This window comes from Streptomyces sp. NBC_00287 (assembly GCF_036173105.1).
GTDB lineage: Bacteria > Actinomycetota > Actinomycetes > Streptomycetales > Streptomycetaceae > Streptomyces.
In genome coordinates this window covers 8,968,106-8,993,195 of the sequence record NZ_CP108053.1, presented here as the reverse complement: position 1 = coordinate 8,993,195, position 25,090 = coordinate 8,968,106, and the positions used below count along the sequence as shown (strand labels likewise).

The 25,090-nt window shown below is 71.8% G+C and carries 22 protein-coding genes and 1 pseudogene; 12 read left to right on the top strand and 11 right to left on the bottom strand.

Annotation, left to right across the window (positions count from 1 at the left end; all coding sequences use genetic code 11):
- Positions 1 to 2: 2 nt before the first annotated feature.
- Complete coding sequence (locus OHT76_RS40800) at positions 3 to 686, bottom strand: hypothetical protein (RefSeq protein WP_328875925.1); 684 nt, start codon at positions 684 to 686, stop codon at positions 3 to 5.
- 278 nt (positions 687 to 964) lie between these two features.
- Here OHT76_RS40800 and OHT76_RS40795 point away from each other — a divergent pair, with 278 nt between their 5' ends.
- The 6 genes from OHT76_RS40795 to OHT76_RS40770 all read left to right on the top strand — a co-directional run bounded on the left by OHT76_RS40795 (position 965) and on the right by OHT76_RS40770 (position 10,664).
- Positions 965 to 2,023 carry a methyltransferase gene (locus tag OHT76_RS40795; RefSeq protein WP_328875924.1) on the top strand — a complete coding sequence of 353 codons (1,059 nt, stop codon included), beginning with the start codon at positions 965 to 967 and terminating at the stop codon, positions 2,021 to 2,023.
- Positions 2,024 to 2,114: 91 nt separating this feature from the next.
- Positions 2,115 to 4,625 (top strand): SpoIIE family protein phosphatase, encoded by a 2,511-nt coding sequence (locus OHT76_RS40790; RefSeq protein WP_328875923.1) that lies wholly within the window; start codon positions 2,115 to 2,117, stop codon positions 4,623 to 4,625.
- Between the two features lie 73 nt (positions 4,626 to 4,698).
- Positions 4,699 to 7,464, top strand: coding sequence for a SpoIIE family protein phosphatase (locus OHT76_RS40785; RefSeq protein ID WP_328875922.1), 2,766 nt, complete (start codon positions 4,699 to 4,701; stop codon positions 7,462 to 7,464).
- Positions 7,465 to 7,607: 143 nt separating this feature from the next.
- Positions 7,608 to 8,381, top strand: a complete 774-nt coding sequence (locus tag OHT76_RS40780) for a chitosanase (RefSeq protein WP_328876741.1) — start codon at positions 7,608 to 7,610, stop codon at positions 8,379 to 8,381.
- A 161-nt stretch (positions 8,382 to 8,542) separates the two neighbouring features.
- The gene (locus OHT76_RS40775) at positions 8,543 to 9,907 is read left to right on the top strand and encodes an FAD-dependent oxidoreductase (RefSeq protein WP_328875921.1); all 1,365 of its coding nucleotides are present in this window, start codon (positions 8,543 to 8,545) and stop codon (positions 9,905 to 9,907) included.
- Positions 9,908 to 10,046: 139 nt separating this feature from the next.
- Positions 10,047 to 10,664 (top strand): FxLYD domain-containing protein, encoded by a 618-nt coding sequence (locus OHT76_RS40770; RefSeq protein WP_328875920.1) that lies wholly within the window; start codon positions 10,047 to 10,049, stop codon positions 10,662 to 10,664.
- Here the strand turns inward: OHT76_RS40770 and OHT76_RS40765 are convergent.
- The 7 genes from OHT76_RS40765 to OHT76_RS40735 are packed head-to-tail and all read right to left on the bottom strand — an operon-like array spanning position 10,658 to position 17,367.
- Positions 10,658 to 11,404, bottom strand: a complete 747-nt coding sequence (locus OHT76_RS40765; RefSeq protein WP_328875919.1) for an SDR family NAD(P)-dependent oxidoreductase — start codon at positions 11,402 to 11,404, stop codon at positions 10,658 to 10,660. The two genes, OHT76_RS40770 and OHT76_RS40765, sit on opposite strands and share 7 nt — an antisense overlap.
- The gene (locus tag OHT76_RS40760) at positions 11,401 to 12,330 is read right to left on the bottom strand and encodes a fumarylacetoacetate hydrolase family protein (RefSeq protein ID WP_328875918.1); all 930 of its coding nucleotides are present in this window, start codon (positions 12,328 to 12,330) and stop codon (positions 11,401 to 11,403) included. The genes OHT76_RS40765 and OHT76_RS40760 overlap by 4 nt, the downstream gene beginning before the upstream one ends.
- A 7-nt stretch (positions 12,331 to 12,337) precedes the next feature.
- Entirely contained in the window at positions 12,338 to 13,270 is a 933-nt protein-coding gene (locus tag OHT76_RS40755) for a VOC family protein (protein ID WP_328875917.1), read from the bottom strand.
- A 5-nt stretch (positions 13,271 to 13,275) separates the two neighbouring features.
- Positions 13,276 to 14,271 (bottom strand): amidohydrolase family protein, encoded by a 996-nt coding sequence (locus OHT76_RS40750; RefSeq protein ID WP_328875916.1) that lies wholly within the window; start codon positions 14,269 to 14,271, stop codon positions 13,276 to 13,278.
- Positions 14,268 to 15,392, bottom strand: coding sequence for an FAD-dependent oxidoreductase (locus OHT76_RS40745; RefSeq protein ID WP_328875915.1), 1,125 nt, complete (start codon positions 15,390 to 15,392; stop codon positions 14,268 to 14,270). Before OHT76_RS40745 ends, OHT76_RS40750 begins: the two co-directional genes overlap by 4 nt.
- A gap of 23 nt (positions 15,393 to 15,415) precedes the next feature.
- Positions 15,416 to 16,372 carry a cyclase family protein gene (locus OHT76_RS40740; RefSeq protein ID WP_328875914.1) on the bottom strand — a complete coding sequence of 319 codons (957 nt, stop codon included), beginning with the start codon at positions 16,370 to 16,372 and terminating at the stop codon, positions 15,416 to 15,418.
- Positions 16,369 to 17,367 (bottom strand): fumarylacetoacetate hydrolase family protein, encoded by a 999-nt coding sequence (locus OHT76_RS40735; RefSeq protein ID WP_328875913.1) that lies wholly within the window; start codon positions 17,365 to 17,367, stop codon positions 16,369 to 16,371. The genes OHT76_RS40740 and OHT76_RS40735 overlap by 4 nt, the downstream gene beginning before the upstream one ends.
- Positions 17,368 to 17,473: 106 nt before the next feature.
- Here OHT76_RS40735 and OHT76_RS40730 point away from each other — a divergent pair.
- Positions 17,474 to 18,380, top strand: a pseudogene (locus OHT76_RS40730) (LysR family transcriptional regulator).
- 126 nt (positions 18,381 to 18,506) lie between these two features.
- Here OHT76_RS40730 and OHT76_RS40725 read toward each other — a convergent pair.
- A complete protein-coding gene (locus tag OHT76_RS40725) occupies positions 18,507 to 19,505 on the bottom strand; it encodes a zinc-dependent alcohol dehydrogenase family protein (protein ID WP_328875912.1) in 999 nt (332 codons plus the stop codon).
- Positions 19,506 to 19,678: 173 nt separating this feature from the next.
- On the opposite strand from OHT76_RS40725, the gene OHT76_RS40720 reads away from it, so the two are divergent.
- Together OHT76_RS40720 and OHT76_RS40715 are read left to right on the top strand one after the other, a co-directional pair.
- Entirely contained in the window at positions 19,679 to 20,173 is a 495-nt protein-coding gene (locus OHT76_RS40720) for a lamin tail domain-containing protein (protein ID WP_328875911.1), read from the top strand.
- Positions 20,174 to 20,380: 207 nt separating this feature from the next.
- Positions 20,381 to 21,505 (top strand): hypothetical protein, encoded by a 1,125-nt coding sequence (locus OHT76_RS40715; RefSeq protein ID WP_328875910.1) that lies wholly within the window; start codon positions 20,381 to 20,383, stop codon positions 21,503 to 21,505.
- 267 nt (positions 21,506 to 21,772) lie between these two features.
- On the opposite strand, the gene OHT76_RS40710 is transcribed toward OHT76_RS40715, so the two are convergent.
- Positions 21,773 to 22,756, bottom strand: coding sequence for a hypothetical protein (locus tag OHT76_RS40710; RefSeq protein ID WP_328875909.1), 984 nt, complete (start codon positions 22,754 to 22,756; stop codon positions 21,773 to 21,775).
- Between the two features lie 266 nt (positions 22,757 to 23,022).
- On the opposite strand from OHT76_RS40710, the gene OHT76_RS40705 reads away from it, so the two are divergent.
- The 3 genes from OHT76_RS40705 (at position 23,023) to tgmB (ending at position 24,733) form a co-directional block, all read left to right on the top strand.
- Complete coding sequence (locus OHT76_RS40705; RefSeq protein WP_328875908.1) at positions 23,023 to 23,346, top strand: YkvA family protein; 324 nt, start codon at positions 23,023 to 23,025, stop codon at positions 23,344 to 23,346.
- Between the two features lie 194 nt (positions 23,347 to 23,540).
- On the top strand, positions 23,541 to 23,732 hold the full coding sequence (tgmA, locus tag OHT76_RS40700) for a putative ATP-grasp-modified RiPP (RefSeq protein ID WP_315883979.1): 192 nt from the start codon (positions 23,541 to 23,543) through the stop codon (positions 23,730 to 23,732).
- Between the two features lie 17 nt (positions 23,733 to 23,749).
- On the top strand, positions 23,750 to 24,733 hold the full coding sequence (gene tgmB, locus OHT76_RS40695) for an ATP-grasp ribosomal peptide maturase (RefSeq protein ID WP_328875907.1): 984 nt from the start codon (positions 23,750 to 23,752) through the stop codon (positions 24,731 to 24,733).
- Position 24,734: 1 nt separating this feature from the next.
- On the opposite strand, the gene OHT76_RS40690 is transcribed toward tgmB, so the two are convergent.
- On the bottom strand, positions 24,735 to 24,944 hold the full coding sequence (locus OHT76_RS40690; protein ID WP_328875906.1) for a hypothetical protein: 210 nt from the start codon (positions 24,942 to 24,944) through the stop codon (positions 24,735 to 24,737).
- Positions 24,945 to 25,090: the final 146 nt, after the last annotated feature.

Genomic DNA, 25,090 nt, shown 5'->3' with positions numbered 1-25,090 from the left:
CCTCAGATACCCGTGCGGCGATGGGCGAACGACGAGGTGATGGACCCCGTCCCGTCGGTGTCCTCGTCCAGGGCGAGCATCTGGAGCATCTGGCGGGCGAACACCTCGGCCGGGTCGCGCCCGTGGTTGTGCGGGCCGCGCATCTTCACCTGCCGGCGCTCGTCGAGCACGGCCCGTACCAGCTCGGGCGAGAGGGCGTTCAGGACGTCCGGCAGATTGTCCAACTCGAACACCGAGTGGTCGCCGAAGGCAGCCTGTTGCGGGCGCGGTCGGCGCAGTCCGCAGCGCTCCAGGGGTGAGAGGACGCAGCGGCGCCAGATGCGGACCGACCGTCTCGGCCCGACGAACTCCTCGATCAGGTGCCAGAGTTCATGCAGGGTGATCAGGACGCGGTGCAGGGGCTCGGCGGCGGCGTTGATCACGATGGTGTCGCGGTGTTCGCCGAAGCAGCACAGTCCGGTCGTCGTATGGGGCAGGGGTTCGGCGACGATGTCGATCGGCTGTCCCCGCAGCTCCGCGACCCGGGCGACCACGGCCTGCAGTCCGATGTCCGGACGCAGCCCCAGTCTCTTCGCGGCGCGCACGACGCGGCGCCGCGTCGACCACAGGGCGGTCGCTTCACGGACGTCGAAGCACGGGCCTGGATCTCCAGGTCCGTCGCCGGACACCGGTGAAAGGACGTCCACTCCCCCCAATTCCCCCGTCGCAGTGTGCACTTGACTGAAGTACGCAGGGAGACTACCAGGGGGCCCCTGAGCGGAGTGGCGCACTCCAGTGGCACCCTGATGCACCCCGGGACCAAGGCGTCAACGATCGTGGACAGTTGGCCGGATCCTGACTGGACGCGCCCCCTCCACTCGCGCACGAGCGGCCGCTGTCATCGTCGTCGGGCACAGCCACGCCCTCAGCCGTGCCGCCCCCGTACCCCGGTGACAGCGGTTGGATCCGGAAGGGATGCACAGCAGTGACCGACAGGGAGACACCCGCCGCCCCGCAGGCCCGAGTCGAGGACCAGGTCCACGCCCTGCAGCTCGTCCAGGGCCACATGGCCTCCCAGACCGTCGGCGTCGCCGCCCGCCTGAACCTCGCCGATGCCCTGGTCGAAGGCCCCAAGAACTGCGCCGAGTTGGCGCGGGCCACCGGCACGGACCGAGACGCGCTGCGCCGCCTGCTGCGGGCGCTGGAGAGCCTGGGGCTCCTCGAACGGCCCGAAGGAGGCGACCTGTTCGCGCTCACCTCCTTCGGCGCCGTACTGCGCTCCGACGCGGACGTCCCGGCCCGTGCGATCGCCGATCTGTTCACCTCCCCGTTGGTGTGGCGGCCGTGGGGGGAGCTGCTGCACAGCGTGCGGACGGGACAGCCGGCGTTCGAATCGGCCTTCGGCATGCCGGCGTTCGCGTACATCGGCGGCCGGCCCGAGCTGTCCGCCCTGTTCAACTCGGGGATGGCGGAGCTGGCCCGGGGCGCGGCCGAGACCGTGGCCGCCGGGTACGACTTCTCCGGCTTCCGTACCGTCGTGGACGTCGGAGGCGGCAACGGCACCCTGCTCGGCGCTCTGCTGACCGTCTGCCCCGACAGCCGGGGCATCCTCTTCGACACCCCGACCGGCGTACGGCAGGCCCCGGACGTGCTCGCCGCGGCCGGTGTCGCCGACCGCTGCTCGATCGCCACCGGTGACTTCTTCACGGCCGTACCGTCCGGCGGCGACGCCTACGTCCTCAAGAGCGTGATCCACGACTGGGACGACGACCGCGCCCGCACCCTGCTCGGCCGCTGCCGCGAGGCCATGCCGGAGCACGCCAGGCTGCTGCTGGTCGAGCCGGTCCTGCCGGACGAGGACGGGCCCGCGGCGCGACTGAGCGCCGTACTGAGCGATCTGAACATGCTGGTCATGGTTGGCGGCCGGGAACGCACCCGGACGGAGTACGCCGCCCTGCTGGCCTCCGCCGGTCTGGAACTGCTCCACGTGAGCGACCCGCTCGCACCCACGCATTTCCAGGTGCTCGAAGCGGTTCCCCGTTAGCCTTCGTGCCGCCCGGGTGCGGTGGGCGTGCTTCGTGGCGCATTCTTGCTGTGTCGCCCCGTGCGACGGCGCACGGACGAGGTAGGGGCCGATGACAAGGAGCGCCGAGGACGCGCAGCGGAGGCCCGGACGGCCGACGGCGTTGCTGATCGACGCCTCACTGGAGGCGATCAGGACGGCCGATGGTCACGCGGCCGGGGTCTACCTGCGCTCCCGCACGCCCGGACTGCTGCGCCTGTCGGTGCTCGTCGGGCTGCCGGGCCCCCTGTTCGAGCCCTGGTGGCGGCTGCACGTGGAGTCCCCGTTCCCGGTCGCCGACGCGCACCGGCTGGGCGTCGAGGTGGTCCTGGCCAACGCGACCGAGACGATGCGCCGCTACCCCCAGTTCGCGGCCAGTCTGCCGTTCCAGTTCGGCTCGTTGTACGAGCCGGTCGCGGCCGACTCGACGGCCTACGGCGTGCTGACCGTGCTGCGCCCTTCCGCGGCGGACGCCACCGAGCTGCTGCCCGAGCGGGAGCGGCTGGCGCAGCTCGCCGAGGAGCTGGCCCGGCAGCTGCGGAGGGAGGAGGACAGCGCGCTCTGGTGGGACGGTGAGCCCCTGTGCGTTCGGCCGCCCGCCCTGCACGCCTCCGGACGGGCCGGAACCTTCGCCTGGGATCCCGTCGCGGGCGCCGTGACCCTGGACGAACGGCTGCGCGGGGTGCTGGGGCCGGCCGCCGAGGCGTGCGTGGGGAGCGGGCAGGCCTTCGCCGAGGCCGTGGCCCCCGATGACGCGCAGCCGCTGCTGGCGGCCCTGCGGGACACGGCCGCAGGCAGGCCCCCGCCGCTGCCGCTGTACCTGCGCGACGCGGACGGGGCGCTGCGGCTCGTCGAGCTCTGGGGGTCGTACGACGAACCGAAGGACGCCCCCGGTGTGCGGGCCGTCCATGGCGTCGTCCTCGATCCCGGACCCGGCGCCACGGCCGATGCGGCGGCCGATCTGCTGCCGGAGGGCGTGTTCGCGCTGGACCGGCTCGGGACGGTCGTCTACGCCAATCCGCGCGCCGCAGAGCTGCTGGAGCGGCCCCGCCCGCAGTTGCTCGGCCGGCAGCTGTTGGACGCCGTGCCGTGGCTGAACCAGCCCGCCTGCGAGGACCACCTGCGCGGGGCGCTGCTGTCGCCGGAGCCGCTGCACTTCCACGTCGCACGCCCCGGCATCGAGGGCGGCGAGCCGTACGACGGCGGCTGGCTGGCCATCACCCTCCACCCGGGCCCCGATCTGCTGACCTGCACGCTCCGCCCCGCGCACCGGGTGGCCGATGCGCCGTCCGGTCCGCCGCCCGAGGACACGGACGAGCACACAGGGGCGGCCGCGGACGCGTCGATGGCGCCGCTGTACCGGCCGGTGGTCCTCGCCATGGCGCTCACCGAGGCGGTCACCGCCCGGCAGGTGTCGGCGGTGGTCATGCGGGAGATGCTGCCCGCGTTCGGCGGGCGCAGGCTGGCGATCTACCTGTTGCAGGAGCGGCATCTGTATCTGGCCTGGGAGAGCGGCTTCCCGACGGGGTTCCTCGCCCCCTTCGAGGGCGTGGGGCTCGATGCGCGGCTGCCCGGCGTGGAGACGCTGACCAACGGCCGCCCGCTGTTCTTCGACTCGATGCAGGCGCTCATGGACGCCTATCCCGGCATCGCGCTCGACGCCACGGAGGGCGCCCGCGCCTTCCTGCCGCTGATCGCCTCGGGGCGGCCGGTCGGCTCCTGCATCCTCGGCTTCGACCGGCCCCGCAGCTTCAGCACCGAAGAGCGGGCCGCGCTCACCGCGCTGGCCGGGCTGATCGCGCACGCGATGGAGAAGGCGCAGCGCTACGAGAGCGAGGCGGCGCTCGCCCGGGGCCTCCAGCAGGCCCTGCTCCCCCGGCGGCTGTCCTCGCATCCGCTGATGGAGACCGCCGGGGGGTATCTGCCCGCCACGCAGGGCATGGAGGTCGGCGGGGACTGGTACGACGTCGTGGCCGCCGGGGACGGTCTGGCGCTGGTCATCGGGGACGTGCAGGGGCACGGGGTGCAGGCGGCGGCGACAATGGGGCAGCTGCGCACCGCCGTACGGGCGTTCGCGCTCGGGGACCGGTCGCCGGACGAGGTGCTGAGCGGCACCAACCGGCTGCTCATCGACATCGACGCCGGGCAGTTCGCGAGCTGCTGCTACATCCGCCTCGACCCCGTCACCGGGGTGGCCCAGGCAGCGCGGGCCGGGCATCTACCGCCCCTGCTGCGCCGCCCGGACGGTCGTACGCACGTCGTCCACCTGCCCGGCGGAGTCGTACTCGGCGTGGACCCGCAGGCGCACTATCCGGTGACGGAACTGGTCATCGACCCCGGCGCGGTCCTCGCCCTGTACACCGACGGGCTGGTGGAGCGGCCGGGCGGTGACATCGACGACGGCATCGGCGCGCTGCGGGTGGCGCTCGCCAAGAATGGTGCGCCGTTCGGGCGGCCCGGCGGACAGTCCCTGGCCAAGATCGCCGACCGGCTCACCGCGACCGCCCGGCACACCGCCGACCGGCCGGACGACATCGCCGTGCTGCTCGCCACCCGGCGCTCCGAACCCTGGCGTGACACATGACGTGAGCGCAGACCGGCTGTCACAGTGTGTGACGCCTCTCGCCTCCTGAGGTCGGGCAGTGTAGACATGCCTCATGGTCCGACTCTCGGGTCGATCCGGGGCCCGGTCGCTCCGTCGCCGCAGCGGTCCGCGCCCCCACCGCGCGCCCGACCGCGCCCGCGGAGTGCGTGCGAAGAGGGTGCCGGACGCCGAGCACCCCAGGAAGCACGGCCGACGGCCGCGGTCGCCGCTGAGCAGGATCAGCGTGGCCGGCCAGGTGTTCCTCTTCCAGGCAGTCATCGTGGTGCTGCTGATCGTGGCCGCGGTGGTGGCGCTGGTGCTCCAGGTACGGCACGACAGCACCCGCGAGGCCCGCAACCGCTCGGTCGCGGTCGCCGAGTCCTTCGCCAACGCGCCCGGCACCCGTGAGGCCCTCGACGACCCCGACCCCTCGTCGGTGTTCCAGCCCCGCGCCGAGGCCGCCCGCAAGGCGACCAAGGTGGACTTCATCGTCGTCATGAACACCGACGGCATCCGCTACAGCCACCCCAAGCCTGACCGCATCGGCAAGCAGTTCGTGGGCACCATCGAACCCGCACTGCAGGGCAAGGTCGTGACCGAGGAGATCATCGGCACGATCGGCCCGCTGGTGCAGGCCGTCGTACCGATCAAGGATGACGACGGCGATGTCGTCGGGCTGGTGTCCGCCGGGATCACGACGGCGACCGTCGGCGGCACCGCCGACCAGCAGCTGCCGCTGCTGCTGAGCGCGGCCGCGGTGGCGCTCGCCCTGGCGACCGGCGGCACGGCCCTGGTCAGCAGACGCCTGCTGCGCCAGACCCATGGCCTGGGCCCGCATGAGATGACCCGCATGTACGAGCACCACGACGCGGTGCTGCACGCCGTGCGCGAGGGCGTGATCATCGTCGGCGACGAGGGCCGGCTGCTGCTCGCCAACGACGAGGCGCACCGCCTCCTCGAACTGCCGGCCGACGCCGAGGGTCGGCAGGTGGCCGACCTCGGCCTCGCCCCCGACACCGCCGACCTGCTGGACTCCGGCCGGGTCGCCACGGACGAGGTGCACCGGGTCAAGGACCGCTTGCTGGCGGTGAACCAGCGGCCGACGAACCTGCGCGGCGGCCCGCCCGGCAGCGTGGCCACTCTGCGCGACTCCACCGAGCTGCGGGCCCTGTCCGGACGGGCCGAGGCGGCACGAGAGCGGCTGAGCATGCTGTACGACGCGGGCGTGGGCATCGGCACCAGCCTGGACGTCACCCGCACCGCCGAGGAGCTGGCCGAGCTGGCCGTGCCGCGCTTCGCGGACTTCGTCACCGTGGACCTGTTCGGCGCCGTCCTCAGTGGCGGTCAGGCCGAGACGGTGACGCCGCTGCGGCGCACGGCCGTGAGCGGCATCCGCAAGGACGCGCCGCTCTACCCGGTGGGCGAGCAGATCGCGTTCGTCGCGTCGTCGCCCCAGGCGCGGGCGCTGCACGACGAACAGGCGGTGCTGGAGCCGCGGCTCACCGAGGCGCCGGGCTGGCAGGCGCAGGACCTGGAGCGCTCCGCGCAGGTCGTGGAGTACGGCATCCACTCGCTGATCGCGGTGCCGTTGCGCGCCGGAGCACTGGTGCTGGGTGTGGTGAGTTTCTGGCGGTCGCAGAAGCCGGAGCCCTTCGACGACGAGGAGCTGGAGCTCGCCGAGGAGCTGGTCGCGCGGGCGGCGGTCTCCATCGACAACGCCCGCCGCTACACCCGTGAGCACAGCATGGCGGTGACCCTCCAGCGCAGTCTGCTGCCGCGCACCTTGCCCGAGCAGAACACCCTGGAGATCGCCTACCGGTATCTGCCCGCGCAGGCCGGGGTGGGCGGCGACTGGTTCGACGTACTGCCGCTGTCGAGCGCGCGGGTCGCCCTAGTCGTAGGAGATGTCGTCGGGCACGGGCTGCACGCGGCGGCCACGATGGGGCGGCTGCGCACCGCGGTGCACAATTTCTCCGCGCTGGATCTGCCGCCGGAGGAACTCCTCGCCCTGCTGGACGAGTTGGTGGCCCGGATCGACCAGGACGAGGCGGCGGAGGGCAGCACCGCGCCGGTGACCGGCGCGACCTGTCTGTACGCGGTCTACGACCCGGTCTCCCGGCGCTGCACCCTCGCCCGGGCCGGCCATCCGCCGCCCGCGCTGATCCGGCCGGACGGCACGGTCGAGTTCCCGGACGTGCCCGCGGGTCCTCCGCTCGGGCTCGGCGGACTGCCCTTCGAGACGGCCGAGTTGGACCTGGCGGAGGGCAGCCGGCTGGTGCTGTACACCGACGGGCTCGTCGAGGACCGGGACCGGGACATCGACGAGGGACTCGAACTGCTGCGCGCGGCCCTCGCGCGGGCGGGAGACTCGCCGGAGGAGACCTGCCAGACCGTGCTGGACGCTCGGCTCCCGGACCGTCCCGGCGACGACATCGCCCTGCTCGTCGCCCGGACCAGGGCGCTGCCCGCCGACCGGATCGCCGAGTGGCAGGTGCCGTCCGACCCGGCGGCCGTCAGCAAGGTGCGTGCCTCGCTCAGCCGCCAGCTCGCCCGCTGGGAGCTGGACGACCTGACGTTCACCACGGAGCTGATCCTGAGCGAGCTGGTCACCAACGCCATCCGCTACGGCGGCGACCCCATCCGGGTGCGGGTGCTGCACGACCGGACGCTGATCTGCGAGGTCTACGACAGCAGCAACACCTCACCGCATCTGCGGTACGCGGCCATGACGGACGAGGGCGGGCGCGGTCTGTTCCTCGTCGCGCAGCTCTCCGAGCGCTGGGGCACCCGCTACACACCGGCGGGCAAGGTCATCTGGGCGGAGCAGCCGCTGCCGTGAGTCTTCCGTGACGCGATGGGTGGGCAAGCGCGGCCGTATCTGATAGTAAACCTTCCTATCAGTGCCACGAACCTCCAACCACCCACCCCCCACCGTCACTTGGAGCACCCGTGAGGCACCCCACTCGCCGTACCCTGCTCGCCATGATCGGCGTCTCGGCCACCGCGATACCCCTGCTGAACGCTCCGCACGCGGGCGCCGTCCGCGCGCCCGGACTCGACGACCCGGCGAAGAAGGAGATCGCCATGAAGCTCGTCTCGAGCGCGGAGAACTCCTCGCTCGACTGGAAGGCGCAGTACAAGTACATCGAGGACATCGGCGACGGTCGCGGCTACACCGCCGGGATCATCGGCTTCTGCTCCGGCACCGGCGACATGCTCGACCTCGTGGAGCTCTACGCCGACCGCAAGCCCGGCAATGTGCTCGCCGGGTACCTGCCCGCCCTGCGGGAGGTCGACGGCACCGACTCGCACGAGGGGCTCGACCCGCACTACCCCCGGGACTGGCGCCGGGCCGCACAGGACCGCGCCTTCCAGCAGGCGCAGAACGACGAACGCGACCGGGTCTACTTCAACCCGGCCGTACGACAGGGCAAGGCGGACGGGCTGCGGGTGCTCGGGCAGTTCGCGTACTACGACGCCCTCGTCATGCACGGCAACGGCTCCGACAGCGCCAGTTTCGGCAGCATCCGCAGGCGGGCGCTGCAGAGCGCACGGCCGCCGGCCCAGGGCGGTGACGAGGTGCGGTACCTGCACGCCTTCCTCGACGCCCGGGTGTGGGCGATGAAGCAGGAGGAGGCGCACAGCGACACCAGCAGGGTCGACACGGCCCAGCGGGTCTTCCTGCGCGCGGGCAACCTCGACCTCGTCACACCGCTGGACTGGAAGGTCTACGGGGACAGCTACCACCTCGACTGAGCACACCCGCACGGGGGCCCGCAACCCGGGCCCCCGTGCGCCTTTGAGATCCCATAAGCCAGACTTATGAGCTCATAGATCGGACCCGCGTACCGACTTAGGGTTGCCTTAGCTTAGGCTTCCCCTCGAGTTGCTTGTCATCGCTCGAAGGGAACCTGATCATGCCCCGCCCCCTGCGGGTAGCCGTTGTCGGAGCCGGCCCCGCCGGGATCTACGCCGCCGACGCGCTGCTCAAGTCCGATGTGGCCGCCGAGCCCGGTGTCTCCATCGACATCTTCGAGCGCATGCCTGCCCCGTTCGGCCTGATCCGTTACGGCGTCGCCCCCGACCACCCCCGCATCAAGGGCATCATCACGGCCCTGCACCAGGTGCTCGACAAGCCGCAGGTTCGCCTCTTCGGCAATGTGAACTACGGCGCCGATGTGCACCTGGACGACCTGCGCGCCTTCTACGACGCGGTGGTCTTCTCCACCGGCGCCATGGCCGACCGCGAGCTGAAGATACCGGGCGTCGAGCTCGACGGCTCCTACGGCGCCGCGGACTTCGCGTCCTGGTACGACGGCCACCCGGACGTGCCGCGCACCTGGCCGCTCGAGGCGGAGAAGGTCGCCGTCCTGGGCGTGGGCAATGTGGCGCTGGACATCTCCCGGATCCTCGCCAAGACCGCGGACGAGCTGCTGCCGACCGAGATCCCGCCGAACGTCTACGAGGGCCTCAAGGCCAACAAGGCCGTGGAGATCCACGTCTTCGGCCGCCGTGGCCCGGCACAGGCGAAGTTCTCCCCGATGGAGCTGCGCGAGCTGGACCACTCCCCCAACATCGAGGTCATCGTCAACCCCGAGGACATCGACTACGACGAGGGCTCCATCGAGCAGCGCCGCTCCAACAAGCAGGTCGACATGGTCGCCAAGACGCTGGAGAACTGGGCGATCCGCGATGTCGGCGACCGCCCGCACAAGCTGTTCCTGCACTTCTTCGAGTCGCCGGTGGAGATCCTCGGTGAGGACGGCAAGGTCGTGGGCCTGCGCACCGAGCGCACGGAGCTGGACGGCACCGGCAATGTGAAGGGCACCGGCGAGTTCAAGGACTGGGACGTCTCCGCGGTCTACCGCGCCGTGGGTTACCTCTCCGACAAGCTCCCCAAGCTGCCCTGGGACATCGGCTCGGGCACGGTCCCGGACGAGGGCGGCCGGGTCATGCAGGAGACCGGCGAGCACCTCACGTCGACGTACGTCACCGGCTGGATCCGACGCGGCCCGGTGGGCCTCATCGGCCACACCAAGGGCGACGCCAACGAGACGGTGGCCAACCTGCTGGACGACTTCGCGAACGGCCGTCTGCAGACGCCGGACGCGCCCGCCCCTCAGGCCGTGGAGGCGTTCCTCGCCGAGCGCGAGATCCGCTTCACCACCTGGGAGGGCTGGTACCAGCTGGACGCCGCCGAGAAGGCGCTGGGCGAGCCGCAGGGCCGTGAGCGCGTGAAGATCGTCGAGCGCGAGGACATGCTCCGCGAGAGCGGCGCCTGAGCCGTAGCACCAGGAAGGGCCCGGAGCGCAGATGCGCTCTGGGCCCTTCGGGCGTCCGCCACCCCGAGTGGCTGCCCGACTACGCATCGTGCACGATGTGGCAGGAGGCGCAAGAGTCCGACGGGAAGGATCACCGGCAATGGGCACAGGCCCCCTTCGAACGACAAGGCAGCCCGTGGCCAGGGCGCTGGCCGGGCTGCTCGTGACCGTGCTGGGCGCGGCCGCGCTCGTGTCGTGCGGCTCGGACGACGACGACGGCGGTTCCGCGGTCACCGATACGCCCAGGTCGCCGAACACCGCGAGCTTCACGGGCACCGCGCCCTCCGCCGTGGCCTCGCTCGCCGAATCCGTCCAGGCGTCGCTCTCCGCCGCGGCGTCGTCCGCCTCGGCGCGCGCCTCCGAGTTCGAGGCCTCCGTCTCCGCCGAGGTGGAGCGCGCCAATGCCGCCGCCAAGGAGCAGCTGGAGGACGTCGAGGGCCGGGGCAACGCCACGGCCGACGTCTCGCTCACCGGCAAGCCCAGAGCCCAGACGGGCGGGCTGCTCGCGGTCGTCGTCAACATCACCAACAGCACCGACGAGACGGCCTCCTACGCCGTCCAGGTCGACTTCAGCGATTCCGACGGCAAGGTCGTGGAGACCCGTTACGTCGGCGCGGAGGACCTGGAGCCCGGCGAGAGGGCCCAGCCCCTCGCCATCAGCCGCAAGCCTCCCGAGCCGCAACTGACGGCGAAGGTCGCCAAGGCGCAGCGCTACTGACGCCGCACAGGTTCACTGGCAAACGCGTCGGAGATCGACTTTGCGCTGCCGTGCGCGGTCAGGCCGCCGTCGACCGGAATCTCCGCGCCGGTGATGAAGGAGGCCGCGTCGGAGAGCAGGAACACCACCAGCGGGGCCACCTCGTCAGGCGTGCCCGTGCGGCCGAGCGGGGTCTCGCGGAGGTTCGCCTCACGGAAGGCGGGTGCGGCGGAGGCGGTCATGTCGGTTTCGATGTAGCCGGGGTGGATCGTGTTCACGCGGATGCCGCGCGGGCCCAGCTCCGTGGCCGCCGCTTTCGACAGGCCGCGCAGCGCCCATTTGCCGGCCGTGTACGCCACCGGGTAGTGGCCGGTGAGCGCGGCGGACGAGCCTACGTTCACGATCGACGCGCCCGGCGGCATCAGCGGGGCAAGGTGCTGGATGCCGAGCAGCGGGCCGGTGACATTGACCGCGTGGACGCGGGCGAAGTCGTCGGGGCGTACGTCGGCGAGGCGAGCGCGCCAGGTGATGCCGGCGTTGTTGACCAGCCCGTGCACCTGCCCGTACAACTCCGCCAGTTCCACGGCCAGTCGGTCCCATTCATCCGCGCTGGTGACATCGAGGCGGCGGCAGTCGCCGACGGGTTCCGCGCCCGTGGCAATGACATGGGCACCCTCCCGGGCCAGGGCGGCTGCCTCGGCGCCGCCCTGACCGCGCGCGGCGCCGGTGACCACCACGACCTTGCCGGACAGGCCAGTCACGGCCGCTCCCGACGGCGGCGCCGCGCGGCGGGCACCGGCACCGGATCGACGCCCTCGACCACCGTGTTGGAGACGGTCCCGATGCCCTCGACAGTGAGCGTGACCGTGTCCCCGGGCCGCAGCGGCGGCGGAGACTGCTCGCCCCGCACTCCCCACAGCTCCGCCAGACAGCCGCCGTTGCCGCAGGTGCCCGAGCCGAGGATGTCGCCGGGGCGGACGACGGTGCCGCGCGAGGCGTAGGCCGCCATCTCCTCGAAGGTCCAACTCATATTGGACAGCAGGTCCTTGCCGATGACCTCACCGTTCACCGAGGCGGTGAGCCCGAGCCTCAGGAAGCCGTCGGTGTCCCGGTACGGCTCCAGTTCGTCGGCGGTGACGAGGTACGGCCCCAGCGTGGCCGCCGTGTCCTTGCCCTTGCCGGGGCCGAGCCGGACCTGCATCTCGCGGGACTGGAGATCGCGCGCGGACCAGTCGTTGAGGATCGTGTAGCCGACGATGTGGTCGCGGGCCTGCTCCGGTGTGAGGTCGCGCCCCTCCCGGCCGATGACAGCGGCGACCTCCAGTTCGAAGTCCAGCAGCCGCGACCCCGGCGGGACGGGCACGTCGTCGTACGGGCCGATGACCGCGTACGGGTTGGTGAAGTAGAAGGTCGGCGCGTCGTACCAGGCTTCGGGCACTCCTCCGGCGCCGTCCACGGACCGCCGTACGCCCTCGACATGTTCCTCGAAGGTGACGAAGTCCCGGATCGCCGGCGGCTCCAGCGGCGCCAGCAGGTGTACGTCCGTCAGGGGCACGGCCGGGCCCACGGGCCGTACTCCGTAGGCCGCCTCCAGGGGTGAGGTGCCCTCGGGCAGGGCGCGGACCGAACCGCCCTCGACGATGCCGTGGCAGCGGCGGCCTTCGTGCAGGTAGGTGGCTATGCGCATCGGAGCCTCACACCGGCGGGGCGACGAAACAGCCGCGGTCGACGTCGTTGAACGACTCCTTGGCGACCAACTCGTTCATCGGGTTCGCCGTGCCCCACTGGTCGGTGACCTCGGGCCGGGAGAAGTCGTAGACCTGCGGGTGCCAGGTGTCCTCGTCCAGCACCTCCAGCTCGGTCGTGTACTCCACCGTGTTGCCGTGCGGGTCGAGGAAGTAGGTGAAGGTGTTGTCGCCCGCCATATGCCGGCCCGGGCCCCAGATCTTCCGCGCTCCGGAGCGCATCACGCGGCCGGAGCCGCGCATGTACTCGTCCAGGCCGCGCATCTCGAACGAGACATGGTGCAGGGCGGTGTGCGGACCCTGGGCGATGGCCATGGAGTGGTGCTGGTTGCTGATCCGCATGAAGTGCATGACCTCGCCCATGTGCGGCGAGCTGAGCGTGTCGGAGAGACGGAAGCCGAGGTGGCGCTCGTACCACTCCCGAGTGCGGTTCAGATCCGGGGAGTTGAGGACCACGTGCGACAGCTTGACCGGGATCGACTCCTTCTCCTCGATCTTGCGGTGCTGCCGTACCTCGACATCGGCCAGGACCTCGATGGTGCGTCCGTCGACGTCGAAGAAGCGGAAGCCGTAGCCGCCGCCGGGGGTGTCGGCCTTCCCGGGCTGCGAGATCAACTGCACCCCGGAGGCGGCCAGTTGCTCGGCCAGGGTGTCCACGTCGGCGGCGGACGCGGCGCCGTAGGAGACCAGGTCGAGCCGCTTCTCGCCGGACTTGCGCAGCCGTACGACGTACTGCTCGGGCGAGCCCTCGGCGGCCAGGAAGGAGATTCCGGAGTCCTCGGCGACCTTGGTCAGGCCCCAGACGCCGGCGTAGAAGTCGAGCTGCTTGTCGTAGTCGGGCACGGCGAGGTCGACGTGCCGCAGATGGGTGAGCCGGCGCATGGTGGTCAGTCCTTCCGAAGGAGGGCGGCCGCGTTGCCGCCTCGTACGGCGTCGAAGTCGGCCGCGGACAGCCGTGCGGCGCGCAGGGCGCCCAGCGGGTCCTCGGTGCCCATGTCGAAGGGGAAGTCGGAGCCGAGCAGCACCCGGTCGGGGCCCGCCACCCGCACCAACTCCCGTAGTACGTACGGGTCGTGGACGAGGGAGTCGAAGTACAGCTGCCGCAGATAGCCGCTCGGCTCCCGTGCGCAGCCGCGGGCATCGGGGCGGACGCGCCAGGCGTGGTCCGAGCGGCCGAGGTGGGTGGGGAGGTAGCCGCCCCCGTGCGCGGCGATCAGCTTCAGCTCCGGGTGCCGGTCCAACACTCCGGAGAAGATCAGGTGGGAGAGCGCGACGGCGTTCTCCACCGGCTGCCCCACCGTGTTGGACAGGTACCAGCGGTCCAACCGCTCGTCGAGGGTGCAGCCGAAGGGGTGCAGGAACAGGATCGCCCCCGTCTCCTCGGCACGCGCCCACAGCGGCTCGTATGCCGGGTCCGACAGCTCCCGTCCAGGTGCGTGACTGGAGATTTCGACACCCAACAGCCCCTGGTCCAGGGCGTGTTCGAGGGCATGCACGGCCTGCTCCGGATGCTGCAGGGGCGCGAGTCCGAGCCCGTACAGCCGCTGCGGCGCCCGGGCGCAGTACGCGGCCGTCGCCTCGTTCGCGAGCCGGTACAGCTTCTCCGCCGTGTCCTCGTCGGCCCAGGGGTGGTAGTGCGACGGGGAGGGGCTGACGAGCTGGATGTCGACACCCTGCACGTCCATCGCGGCCAGGCGGGCGCCGACATCGGTCAGACGCGGGATGCGCGCGGCGACCATGGGACCGCTGACGGCCAGGGAGGCGGGACCGTTGCGGCGGGCGTCCAGCGCCTTGGCCTCGGCACGTCCGGGGAGGTCTGCGACGAGGGCGTCGACCTGCGGCAGCAGGAGGTGCGCGTGCACATCGACGGTGGGGGCCCTCACGGCAGTTCCTTGAGTACGGCCATGGTGGCGCCCATCAGCCCGGGCACGTCCCCGCGTACGCCGTCGAGCTGCCACTGCCCGATCTGCACGGATGCCTCGACGACCGTACGGACCCGGTCGATGCGCCGCTCGTAGTAGCTCCTGAGGAGGTCCTCGTCCCAGTCCGCGCCGCCAGTGAGCAGCTGGGCCAGCACCCAGGCGTCCTCCAGGGACATCGCCGCGCCCTGGGCCATCGTGGGCGGACAGCAGTGGGCGGCGTCGCCGACGAGGACGACCCGGCCCCGGTGCCAGGAGCCTTCGACGAGCAGCCGGTCGAACCAGGTGTAGTTGACCTGCGCGGGGTCGGTGATCGACTCGCGGATCTCGTCCCAGGCTCCGCCGTAGCCCTCGGCGAGTCGGCGCATCTCCCCCGCGTACGACTCGGGCGGGATCGTGGCGCGGTCGCGGTTGGCCTCGACGAGGAAGGCGTAGACGGTGTCCTTGCTGGTGGGGGTGTAGCCCGCGATGTAGCAGGGCCCGCCATGGGCGAGGTCGGCGCGCTCCACTCCGTCAGGACGGGGTGCCGGGACCCGCCAGATCGCCATGCCCGTCGGGGCCGGCTTGTCGTCGATGCCGATGGCGGCGCGGGTCGTGGAGTTCAGGCCGTCGGCGGCGACGACGAGGTCGTAGCGGCCCTCGGTGCCGTCGCTGAGGCGGACGGTGACGCCCGTGTCGTCCTGGGTGAGGATCTCGGCGGTGGTGCCGAGGCGGACCTGGGCGCCGCCGGCCCGGACGGCATCGGTAAGGATGCGCTGGAGGACCGGGCGCTGCATGCCGAGGGTGGCCGGCAGGTCGTCGCCCCCGGTGCGGATGTCCTCGCTGATGTGCAGCACGGTGCCGTCGGGTGCGGTCAGGCCCAGGGAGTCGAAGCAGAAGCCGTGGGCGCGGACCTCGTCCCAGACGCCGATCTCACGCAGGACGCGCAGGGCGTTGCCCTGGAGGGTGATGCCGGAGCCGCGTACGTTCCAGTCCGGCTTGGCCTCGACGAGGTCCACGGCGATGCCGGCCCGGCGCAGCAGTACGGTCATGGCGTTGCCGGACGTACCGCCTCCGACGACCAGGACGGTTTTCTCTCTTCCCATGGCCAACTCCTTCGTTGGACGGGTCACTTGACGGCGATCGGGTTGACGGGTGAGCCGACGGCTCCGGTGACGGGCAGGGGCGCGGCGGTGAGCCAGAACTCGTACACGCCGTCGTCGGCGCAGTCCTCAGCGAGCGCGTCGAGGTCCCACATCTCCCCGATGAGCAGGCCCATGTTGGGGATGGCGACCTGGTGCAGCGGCTGGAAGGCGCCGTCGAACTCATTGGGCCGCACCTCGAATCCCCAGGTGTCGGTGGCGACGGCCGCGATCTCGGTGCGGTGCAGCCAGTCGGCCGTGGTGAAGGACAGGCCCGGCGAGTCGCCGCCCGCGTAATCGCCCCAGCCCTCGCGTCGGGCGCGGGCCAGCCGCCCGGTGCGTACGACGACGATGTCGCCGCGGCCCACGGTGACTCCGTGCGCCTCGGCGGCCGCGGTGAGGTGCTCCTCGGTGATGGCGAAGCCGTCGGGCAATTCACCCTGGACGCCGCTGACTTGACCCACGTCCAGGAGGACACCGCGCCCGGCGACGTACGGCGCCATGTGCTCGATGCCGGTGACGAGGTCGCCGCCGGAGGTGACGGTGCGTGCCGCGTCCCGCCCGTTCCAGGCCTTGCCGTGGTCGAAGATGTGCCCGAGGCCGTCCCACTGGGTGGAGCACTGCAGCGGCATGGCGACCACGTCGTCGGCGCCGCCGAACCCGTGCGGGAAGCCCTGGTTGCCGAGGGCCGCGTCGGTGCCGGTGTCCAGCATGGTGTGCACGGGGTTGGTGCGACGCCGCCAGCCCTTCTGCGGCCCGTTCATGTCGAACCGCTGCGCCAGCGAGAAGCTCACGCCCCGCCGGACCAGCGCGGCACCCTCGCGCCGCTTGGCCTCGTCGAGGAAGTTCAGGGTGCCGAGGACGTCGTCCTCGCCCCAACGCCCCCAGTTGGAGCACGCCTTGGCGGCCTCGGCGATGGCGCCCTCGGGGTCGCGGCGGTTCACTCGCTCTCCCCCACGCAGCGTGTGCGCTGGGCGCCGAGCCCGGTGATGGCGCCGTCCATGACATCGCCGTCGCGCAGCAGCCGCCCCCAGTGCATGCCGTTGCCTGCCGGGCTGCCCGTCAACACCAGGTCGCCGGGGAGCAGTTGGGCCGTCTGCGAGGCGTACGACACCATCCGCGCGACGCCGAAGATCATGTCCTTGGTGGACTCGTCCTGCATGGTCTCGCCGTTCAGCTTCAGCGTGACGCGCAGGTCCGCGGGGTCCGCGATCGATCCGGCCGGGACGATCCACGGGCCGAGCGGGGTGAAGCCGGGCGCGTTCTTGCTGCGCAGCCAGTCGGTGCCGATGGCCTTCATGTCCCGGCGGAAGACGGTGGCGCGGTCGGTGAGGTCGTTGGCGATGGTGTACCCGGCGACGTGATCCAGAGCCTCCTCGGCGGAGACCCGGTAGGCGGGCTTGGCGATGACCGCCGCCAACTCCAGCTCCCAGTCGGGCTGTTCGGCCCACTCGGGCAGGACGACATCGTCATAGGGGCCCGTGAGGGCGCTCGGCAGGCCGATGAAGACGTACGGCAGGTCCTCGGCGGCCCGCCGGTCCATGATCGCGGCGATCTCGGCCCGGGCCTCCTCCACCGTGCGCGGATCGTCGGGCGCGCGGTGGGCGACCTCCAGGTCGATCACGTGCTGCCGGTAATTGGCGCCGGACTGGAAGACCTGGCGGGGCTCGACGGGGGCATGGACGCGCAGGCCGTCCAGGGGCTGCCAGTCGCGGGCCTCGTCATGTGCCAGCTCGTGCAGCCGGGGCAGCAACTCCGCCCAGCGCTCGCATATCCGCCGGGTCGTCAGGACGGGGTCGCCGAGTGGCGTACGAAGGTCGAGCACGCGTCCCTCGGGGGTCACAAGGCCGGGGAAGGGGGCCTGGTCACGCGCGGAAAAAGTGCCGAGGGCGAAGGGTCCGGAGAAGGACGCGGAAGGGGCGGCGGGTTTCACGGGCATGTCCTCCAGATTGCGGTGGACCCAATCTGGCCCCGCATCCCGTAATCTGGGAAATCGATTCTTCGGATGAGGATCATCCACGGCACAAATACACCGGGGAAGCGCTGTGCATCTGTCGGGCCTCGATCTCAATCTCGTCCTGTCCCTGCGCGCCCTGCTGGAGGAACGCAACGTCACCCGGGCCGGGCAGCGCATCGGGCTCAGCCAGCCCGCGATGAGCGCGGCCCTGGCCCGGCTGCGCCGCCACTTCGACGACGAGCTGCTCTCCCGCGTCGGCGGACAGTACGAACTCACCGCTCTCGGGCGGGCCTTGCTCGACCGCACCGCCACCGCCTGCGATCTGCTGGAGCGGGTCTTCAGCAGCCGGGCGGAGTTCGTCCCGGGCAGCGAGGAGCACGAGGTTCACCCTGCTCGCCTCCGACTACGCGATCGCCGTCTTCGGCGCCCCACTCGCCCGTACCGTGCACGCCGAGGCCCCGGGGGTGCGGCTGCGCTTCCAGCGGACCCCGCCCGATGCCACCGAGGACACCGCGACGATGCTCAGCGCGGCCGACGGCTTGCTGATGCCGCACGGCATCATCAGCGGATTCCCCGCCGTCGACCTGTTCACCGACCGCTGGGCCTTCCTCGTCGCCGACTCCAACGACGAGGTCGGCGACCGGCTGACCATGGCGGACCTGGCCCGTCTGCCCTGGGTCACCTACCAGCGCACCTACGACGCGCCCGCCGCGCGGCAGTTGAGCATGCTGGGCATCGACCCGCATGTCGAGGTCTCCGTCGACAGCTTCCAGGTGCTGCCCTTCCTGGTCGCCGGCACCCACCGGATCGCCCTGGTGCAGCAGAGCCTGGCCGATCTGCTGAGCGGGGTGGCCGCCGTACGCGTCATGGATCCGCCGTACGAGGCGGTGCCCCTCCAGGAGGCGATGTGGTGGCATCCGGTGCACACACACGACGCGGCGCACATCTGGCTGCGTGAGACCGTGGCGCGGGTGGGGGCGGGGCTGGCGGGCTGACCCTTTGGGACGATCCCTGCCCTGTCGCTCGCGCTGCCGGAGCTTTGGCGGCCGCCGGGGCGCTCGGCGCGGCCGGGCTCGGCCTCTTGGCCCGGCGCCGTCGGTCGGTGGCGGCCCCGGTGCCGGTCAGTGGTCGACGGTGAGCACGATCTTGCCGACCTGGTTGCCCGCCTCCAGATAGCGGTGCGCCTCGACGACCTCGGCCAAGGGGAAGACCCGGTCCACGGCCGGTGCGAAGGCGCCGCTGCTCAGGCCGGAGGAGACGAATGCCTCGGCCCGGCGCAGCCGGTGCGGGTCGCGGGTGGTCTCCAGGACGGTGTAGGTACGCATGTTCAGCGCGGGCAGGCCGAGTTCGATCCCCGGGTACGGGGTCGCCTCGCCGCTCAGTGCGCCGTAGACGAAGAGGGTTCCGCCGGGGGCGACCACCCGGGCCAGGTCCACAACGCCGGGACCGGCTACGGCGTCGAAGACGAACTCGGCGCCCCGGCCGCCGGTGACGGCGAGCACCCGGTCGGCGACGTCCTCCTCCCCGGTGACGATCACCTCGGCAGCCCCCGCCTTCAGCAGTGCCTCCCGCTTGGCCGGTGTGCGGGTCGTCGCGACGGGCACCGCGCCCACGCGGCGGGCCACTTGGATCGCCGCGAGGCCCACGCCGCTGGAAGCTGCGGTCAGGACGACCGTGTCCCCGGCGCGCATCCCGCCGACCTCGACGAGTGCGCCGTACGCCGTCAGGAAGGGCATCCACACCGCCGCGCCCTCGATCGCGCCGAGCCCGGCCGGGCGGCGTACGACCGCGGAGGCGGGGACGATCGCGCGCTCGGCGTAGACGTTGTAGTCGTTCATCGAGAAGGCGGGCACCACGCTCACCAACGCGCCGACCTCGAATCCGGTGACGCCGGGGCCGACCGCCTCGACCGCTCCCGCCGCCTCCGCGCCGAGGCTCGCCGGGAATTGCCTGACCGGCTCGATGTAGTGGCCGCCGCGGAACAGCGCCTCGGCGCGGTTCAGGCCGATCGCGTCGACGCGAACGAGCAGCTCACCCGGGCCGGGCTCCGCGACGTCCACGTCCTCCAGGCGCAGCACCTCGGGCCCGCCGAGCTCGTGGAACCGTACTGCCTTGACCATCCCCAACTCCCCCATCCGGTCCGGTGATTCACCGCTCCCTCCAACTCAAACCGAAAGTTCGACCACTGTCAAACTTCGATGAGCACCGAAGTTCAGACCCACGGAACACAGCCCCCTCCCCCGTGCATATGATCGGGTCTCTTCACCGAACCTTCACAAGGGGGGACTTCGTCATGCGTATACGCCTGCTCATCGCGACGGCCACGGCCGCGGGCGCCCTGGGCGCTCTCGCCGCCGTTCCGGCCCACGCCACCGAGTACTCGTCGGCGCTGAAGATCCGCGGCGTCCAGTACGACGCCCCGGGCAGCGACTCCAACAACTGCACGACCGGGAACACCAAGGCCGAGTTCCTGGAGATCAAGAACTACTCGTCCAGCAAGACGGTCAACCTCAAGGGTTACGTCGTCAAGGACAAGGCCGGGAACAAGTTCACGTTCACCGCCAACCACTACCTGCAGCCCGGCGACCAGATAAAGCTGCGTGGCGGCCACGGCAACGACTCCGACGCGAACAACGTCGTCTACCGCGACAACTGCAACTTCATCTGGAACAACGACAAGGACTCGATCTACCTGTACAAGCCCACGGGCGCCGGCGCCGACTCGCACTCGTACACCAAGAGCGGCTCGGACCCGGACGGCAACGGGTACATCAGATACCACGGCTGACCCGATGTGCGCAGGGCCCGCCCCAATGCGGATGGTGGGCGGGCCCTGCGCACCGCCATTTTCATGACCGGAGCCGGATCGGACCACGAGTGAACGGCCCTCATCCGGAGCGGCCCGCGCACACCCCGTGTGCGCCCCCCGGTGACACGTGGCTGCCTGCGGCATCGATACTGGGACGAGCCCTTGCCCCCGTCGCCCCCAGGACTCATGCAAAGCTCGCCGACCGTCCGCCCCACGACTCCGCCCACGGTGTGGCTGGCCCGCGGCCACCACGCCGGATCCGCCGCCGAGGAGGTGGTCCGGCAGTGTCTGAAACGGCACAAGGACGACGGCGGCATCGACGACTTCCACGAACCGGCCGAGGCCCAGAGCGAGGGCGAGCGGGTGTTCGAGGCCCGCTGGCGGGTCGAGGACACGGTGACCGTACGGGCCCGGCTGACCGTCTCCGACGGACAGGCGTGGGTGCTGGCGGCCGAGGCCGAACGTCCCTGGGATCCCCGGTGGCCGTCGCCCGCCACGGTGTTCTGGCCGCAGGACGCGGACACCGACTGGGACCATGAGCCGGTCACGGGCGGGCGGCTGCGCGACCTCAATCCCCTGCCCGAGGACGACAAGGCGGTACGGCGCCTGCTCAAGGACGCCGCCCGCGACGGCTGGACCATCCATGTCGTCGTCCACGAGGCGATGACCACCGATCAGCGCGGGCGGACGCCGCTCGCGGGGATGCTGCCGCCGAGCCTGCGGCATCGGGTGGTGGAGCATCGCGCCGCCCCTCAGCAGCTGCGGGTGGTGAACTGGGCGCTGCGGGACCGCGGTGTGGAGGTGCCGAGGGGCGGCGCCGTGGTGCTGCCGGGCTCCCCGGCCCCGGCGGACTACGACGCGACCGGGTTCTCGGTGCGCAGCGTCTTCCTCGACGGCTCCGAGCCGGCCGAGCTCATCGCCGCCGTCACCCGGTTCGCGGCGCTGACGCGACCACTGCCGGAGGGCGCCGACGACGCCGTCACCGCGCTGCGCGAGCAGTGGCGTCTGCTCACCCTCGAAGAGGAACTCGCCCGCGAGCGCGCCTTGGTGGCCATGTACGCCGACGCGCTGGAGGCGATGACGAAGTCCCGCGACCTGTACCGGGAGGCCGCCGAGCAGGCCCATGAGGCGCTGGCCGCCTACCGCGACACGGCCGGCGCCCTGCCCGAGCCGCGCTCGCAGCCCGAATCCCCGCTCCAGCAGCTGACCCGGACCTTCGGACGGCTCAAGGACACCGCCCTGGCGTTGCGCCCGGGCACGGATGCCGCACGGGACGAGGAGCCGTCGGGGCGGCGCAACGACGCCGACTGATGAGCCGCCGGGGCACCGGACCACACCAGCTGGCGGCCGTCGGAACGCCGGACCGACACCAGCTGACGGCCGTAGGAGCGCCGGACCGACACCAGCTGAACGGCTGTCGGGGCGACGGACCGACGTCGACTGACGGCCGTCAGCCTCCGGATCGACACCGACTGACGGCCGCCAGGGCGCCGGACCGACACCGACTGACGCGCCGTAGGCACCGCGGACCGACTCAGCTGACGCGCGGGGGCACGCCGGACCGACCCCAACCGGCGATCACTCCGCCGCAGGACCGACCCCGGCCGGTTCCCGTGCCGCCACCGCCGTGCTGGCCTGCGCAGGCGCCGCCAAATGCACCATCAGGGCCGTCAGCGCCGTCAGGGACGCGCACACGGCGGCCGGGCCGGCCGCCCAGGCCGGGGCGAGGGTGAGGTCCAGTGCCCGGGACAGGCCCGCCCAGGGCAGGCTGCCTTCGAGGAGTTGAGCCGCCGCCAGTGCCGCCGGCACCACGACCGCGCCCGCCAGGACCGGTGCGGTGATCCGCAGCGTCAGCAGCAGGGCCACCGCCAGACACGCCACCGACATGCCGAGGGCGAGCGCGAAGGCGCGCAGGGAGGCTCCGTCACGGTGCAGCGGGAAGTAGGCCACCGCGCACACCACAAGGGCGACGACGGTGAGCCGGCCGGGCCAGGTGGGCTGACGGGTCGCCTGTTTGGCCGGCACGCGCCTCGGGGCGGCCGGGCCGTCCTCGGCGGGCTCCGGCAGCGGCTCGGCCGCCGGCGGGCGCTCGCGCTCCTCGGACAGCCGTCGGATCAGCTCGACGAGCTCCTCCACCGGACGCCCGGTCGCGGCCGCACGGACCGCCTCCTGGCCGCAGTGGGGCTCCAGGTCGGCGCGGTGCAGCAGGGCCACCAACAGCGACACATCGTCCAGCGAGCGCTGTTCGGCGGCGGCACGAATCGTCTCGTCCGCGCTGTCGGCGGTACGCGGCGGCCGGGTCAGCAGGTCGACCAGCCGGGTGACGTCCTCCACGGAGCGGTCCACGCCGACCGCCCGGAGGGCTTCGAGCGTGGCCCGGGCGTGCTCGGGCGAGCGTTCCAACAAGGTGATGAGCTGGGCGACTTCCTCGACGGGCCGGTCGGCCACGGCGGCGTGCACCAGGCCGCCGACCGGGTCGAGGTGGGTGGGCTCGGGCTCCTCGCCGGTGGCGGCGGGTATGCCGGAGTCGCCAGAACTGGGTGATGAAGAGCGGGTGGTCATCCTCGGCTCCAGGGAAGGGTGTGCGGCCGCTCCTGCGCCCCCGCAGCGACACACGACTGTACGGAGACCATTACTAGGCGTTGCCAAGGCGGCGCGCCACCCGAGTGGGCCAAGGGTATGAGACCCCGCCCCTCCCCGTTCTTACGGATGTGCGATTGCTCCGGTTGCCGCGCCCGGGCCATACGCGCGCCGGAGCAGGGAATCCGTGAAGAGACGCGTGTGCGCGGGCACCCCCCGGCGCACGCCAGAGAGGTGAGGAGGGGTCGGTGGACTCGACCACAGCGGTGATCCTCGTCGCCGCCGTCCTCGCGGCCGCCCTGCTGGCCGTGGCCGTAGCGGTGCTGGTCCGGCTGGTGCGGACCCGGCGCCGGCTGCGTCGCGCGGGCCTGCCGACCGGGCCGCGCTGGGTGTTCTGGGGCGCCCTGGCGTACTTCGTACTGCCGGCCGATCTACTGCCCGATCCGGTGTATCTGGATGACATCGGCGTACTTCTGCTGGCCCTGCGCGCCCTGCGCGGGTCCGTCGACCGGCGTGGTCCCGGAGCCCTTTCCGGGCCCTCGGGCGTCGGTCGACGCGGGGATGTCGCCTGAGCCCTGCGTCGGCCAACGGGCCTGCTGAGGGCGGCAGTCGGGCCTCGGCCCCGGCGATGGTGACACAGAGTAAGGAAACCAACCACCCGTTCGATTCGTATAAGTGGGTGGAAGCCGAAGGAAGTCGGCGGACCAAGCGACGTTCCCAGGGGGGTGCCTCGCTTGATCGAAGCAGCACCGGCGAGGGAGAGACGATGCAACCGTTCGCGCTCAACTACGCACGTCCGGCAGCGGATGCGGAGGTCACAGCTGTCTATGCCTACGATTCCGGACTGCAGTTGAACGTGCTCCTGGACGGGCGGATCGCCGCGAGCGACCACGCTCTGCTCAGAGAGCTGGGGACGACGACGTCCACGGCAGGTTCGAAGACGCACTTCGACGACTGAACGCGGAACCCGCCACGATGACCGTGTTGATTCTGACCACCGAAGAGGACGTCACCGCCGACATGGTGGTGGTGCACCTCAACGCCTGCGCGGTGCCGGTGGTCCGGCTCGATCCCGCCGACCTGACCGGTGGGGCCGCGCTGTCCGGCGAGTATGTGCATGGCGCCTTTCGCGGCCATCTGTCGTCCGGGGGGCGGCTGGTGGGCCTCGACAGCCTGCGTTCGATATGGGTGCGCCGACCGGGGACACCGGCGTCCCGTGCGGCGCGCCCGTCGCCCTGGCTGACGGAGGAGTCCGCGCAGGCCCTGTACGGCATGCTGCGCTCCAGCGGGGCCCGGTGGATGAACGACCCCGACGCCGCGCACCGGGCCCGGCACAAGCCCTGGCAGCTGCGTCTCGCCCAGAGCTGCGGGCTGCCGGTGCCGGCCACGCTGATCACGACGTTCCCGCAGGCCGCCCGGGAGTTCGCCGACCGCTACCCGGACCTGGTCGTCAAGCCGGTCTCCGGCGCCCATCCGCAGGACCCGCCCCGGGCCGTGCCGACCAGCAGGGTCGCCCCCGACGCCGACTTCGCCGCCGTGGCCTTCGGCCCCACCCTGCTCCAGCGGCGCGTCGCCAAGCGGGCCGACATCCGGCTCACCGCCGTGGGCGAGCGGCTGCTGGCGGCCCGCAAGCCGGTGGCGGCGGACGCGCATCCGGACGAGGTGGACGTCCGGTTCGCCTCGACCACCGCGCTCTGGGAGCCGACCGAGGTGCCGCCGCGCATCGCCGAGAGCGTGCGCTCCTACCTGCGGGGCGCCGAACTGGCCTACGGCGCCTTCGACTTCGTCGAGGACGCCGACGGGATGTGGTGGTTCCTGGAGTGCAACCAGTCGGGCCAGTTCGGGTTCATCGAGGTGGACACGGGCCAGCCGATCGCGCGGACGATCGCCGAGTGGCTGTCCCGGCCCGTCGCGCCCCGGCCTGCGCGGATCAACGGCGCGAACTCGGCGGTCTCCTGAGTCAGTGCTGCCCTCCGGGCGGCAGGGCGGAGCGCTGCCAGCCGGAGCCCGGATGGGGCTGCCGTTCGACGGGCGGGGCGCCGAAGGAGTTCAGCGGTTGCATGACGAACTCCAGTTCCCTGCTGACGCGTTCGGCCTCCCGGCGCACCTGCAGGGGAACGTCGCCGCGCTCCGAGATCAGTCGGTCGTAAATGGGGGAATCCTGGAACACCCGTCAACGCGCCTTTCGTGTCGTGGCCCATCCACATGGGCACGACCGCCGAGTGTAGGCGCCCGGGCACACGGGGGTGCTAATTCCGGGATCGGGCTTGACGGCGGCCGACTCGCTGCTACGGCGCTGTCGGCGCCCTCCGGCCC

What these genes read in the sequence shown, in the direction of transcription:
- OHT76_RS40790 (WP_328875923.1), top strand. Translation starts at nt 2,115, where the DNA reads ATGACAAGGAGCGCCGAGGACGCGCAGCGGAGGCCCGGACGGCCGACG.
- OHT76_RS40770 (WP_328875920.1), top strand. Translation starts at nt 10,047, where the DNA reads ATGGGCACAGGCCCCCTTCGAACGACAAGGCAGCCCGTGGCCAGGGCG.
- OHT76_RS40760 (WP_328875918.1), bottom strand. Translation starts at nt 12,330, where the DNA reads ATGCGCATAGCCACCTACCTGCACGAAGGCCGCCGCTGCCACGGCATC.
- OHT76_RS40775 (WP_328875921.1), top strand. Translation starts at nt 8,543, where the DNA reads ATGCCCCGCCCCCTGCGGGTAGCCGTTGTCGGAGCCGGCCCCGCCGGG.
- OHT76_RS40715 (WP_328875910.1), top strand. Translation starts at nt 20,381, where the DNA reads ATGCAAAGCTCGCCGACCGTCCGCCCCACGACTCCGCCCACGGTGTGG.
- OHT76_RS40745 (WP_328875915.1), bottom strand. Translation starts at nt 15,392, where the DNA reads ATGGGAAGAGAGAAAACCGTCCTGGTCGTCGGAGGCGGTACGTCCGGC.
- OHT76_RS40720 (WP_328875911.1), top strand. Translation starts at nt 19,679, where the DNA reads ATGCGTATACGCCTGCTCATCGCGACGGCCACGGCCGCGGGCGCCCTG.
- OHT76_RS40735 (WP_328875913.1), bottom strand. Translation starts at nt 17,367, where the DNA reads ATGCCCGTGAAACCCGCCGCCCCTTCCGCGTCCTTCTCCGGACCCTTC.
- OHT76_RS40755 (WP_328875917.1), bottom strand. Translation starts at nt 13,270, where the DNA reads ATGCGCCGGCTCACCCATCTGCGGCACGTCGACCTCGCCGTGCCCGAC.
- tgmA (WP_315883979.1), top strand. Translation starts at nt 23,541, where the DNA reads ATGCAACCGTTCGCGCTCAACTACGCACGTCCGGCAGCGGATGCGGAG.
- OHT76_RS40780 (WP_328876741.1), top strand. Translation starts at nt 7,608, where the DNA reads ATGATCGGCGTCTCGGCCACCGCGATACCCCTGCTGAACGCTCCGCAC.
- OHT76_RS40785 (WP_328875922.1), top strand. Translation starts at nt 4,699, where the DNA reads ATGGTCCGACTCTCGGGTCGATCCGGGGCCCGGTCGCTCCGTCGCCGC.
- OHT76_RS40710 (WP_328875909.1), bottom strand. Translation starts at nt 22,756, where the DNA reads ATGACCACCCGCTCTTCATCACCCAGTTCTGGCGACTCCGGCATACCC.
- OHT76_RS40725 (WP_328875912.1), bottom strand. Translation starts at nt 19,505, where the DNA reads ATGGTCAAGGCAGTACGGTTCCACGAGCTCGGCGGGCCCGAGGTGCTG.
- tgmB (WP_328875907.1), top strand. Translation starts at nt 23,750, where the DNA reads ATGACCGTGTTGATTCTGACCACCGAAGAGGACGTCACCGCCGACATG.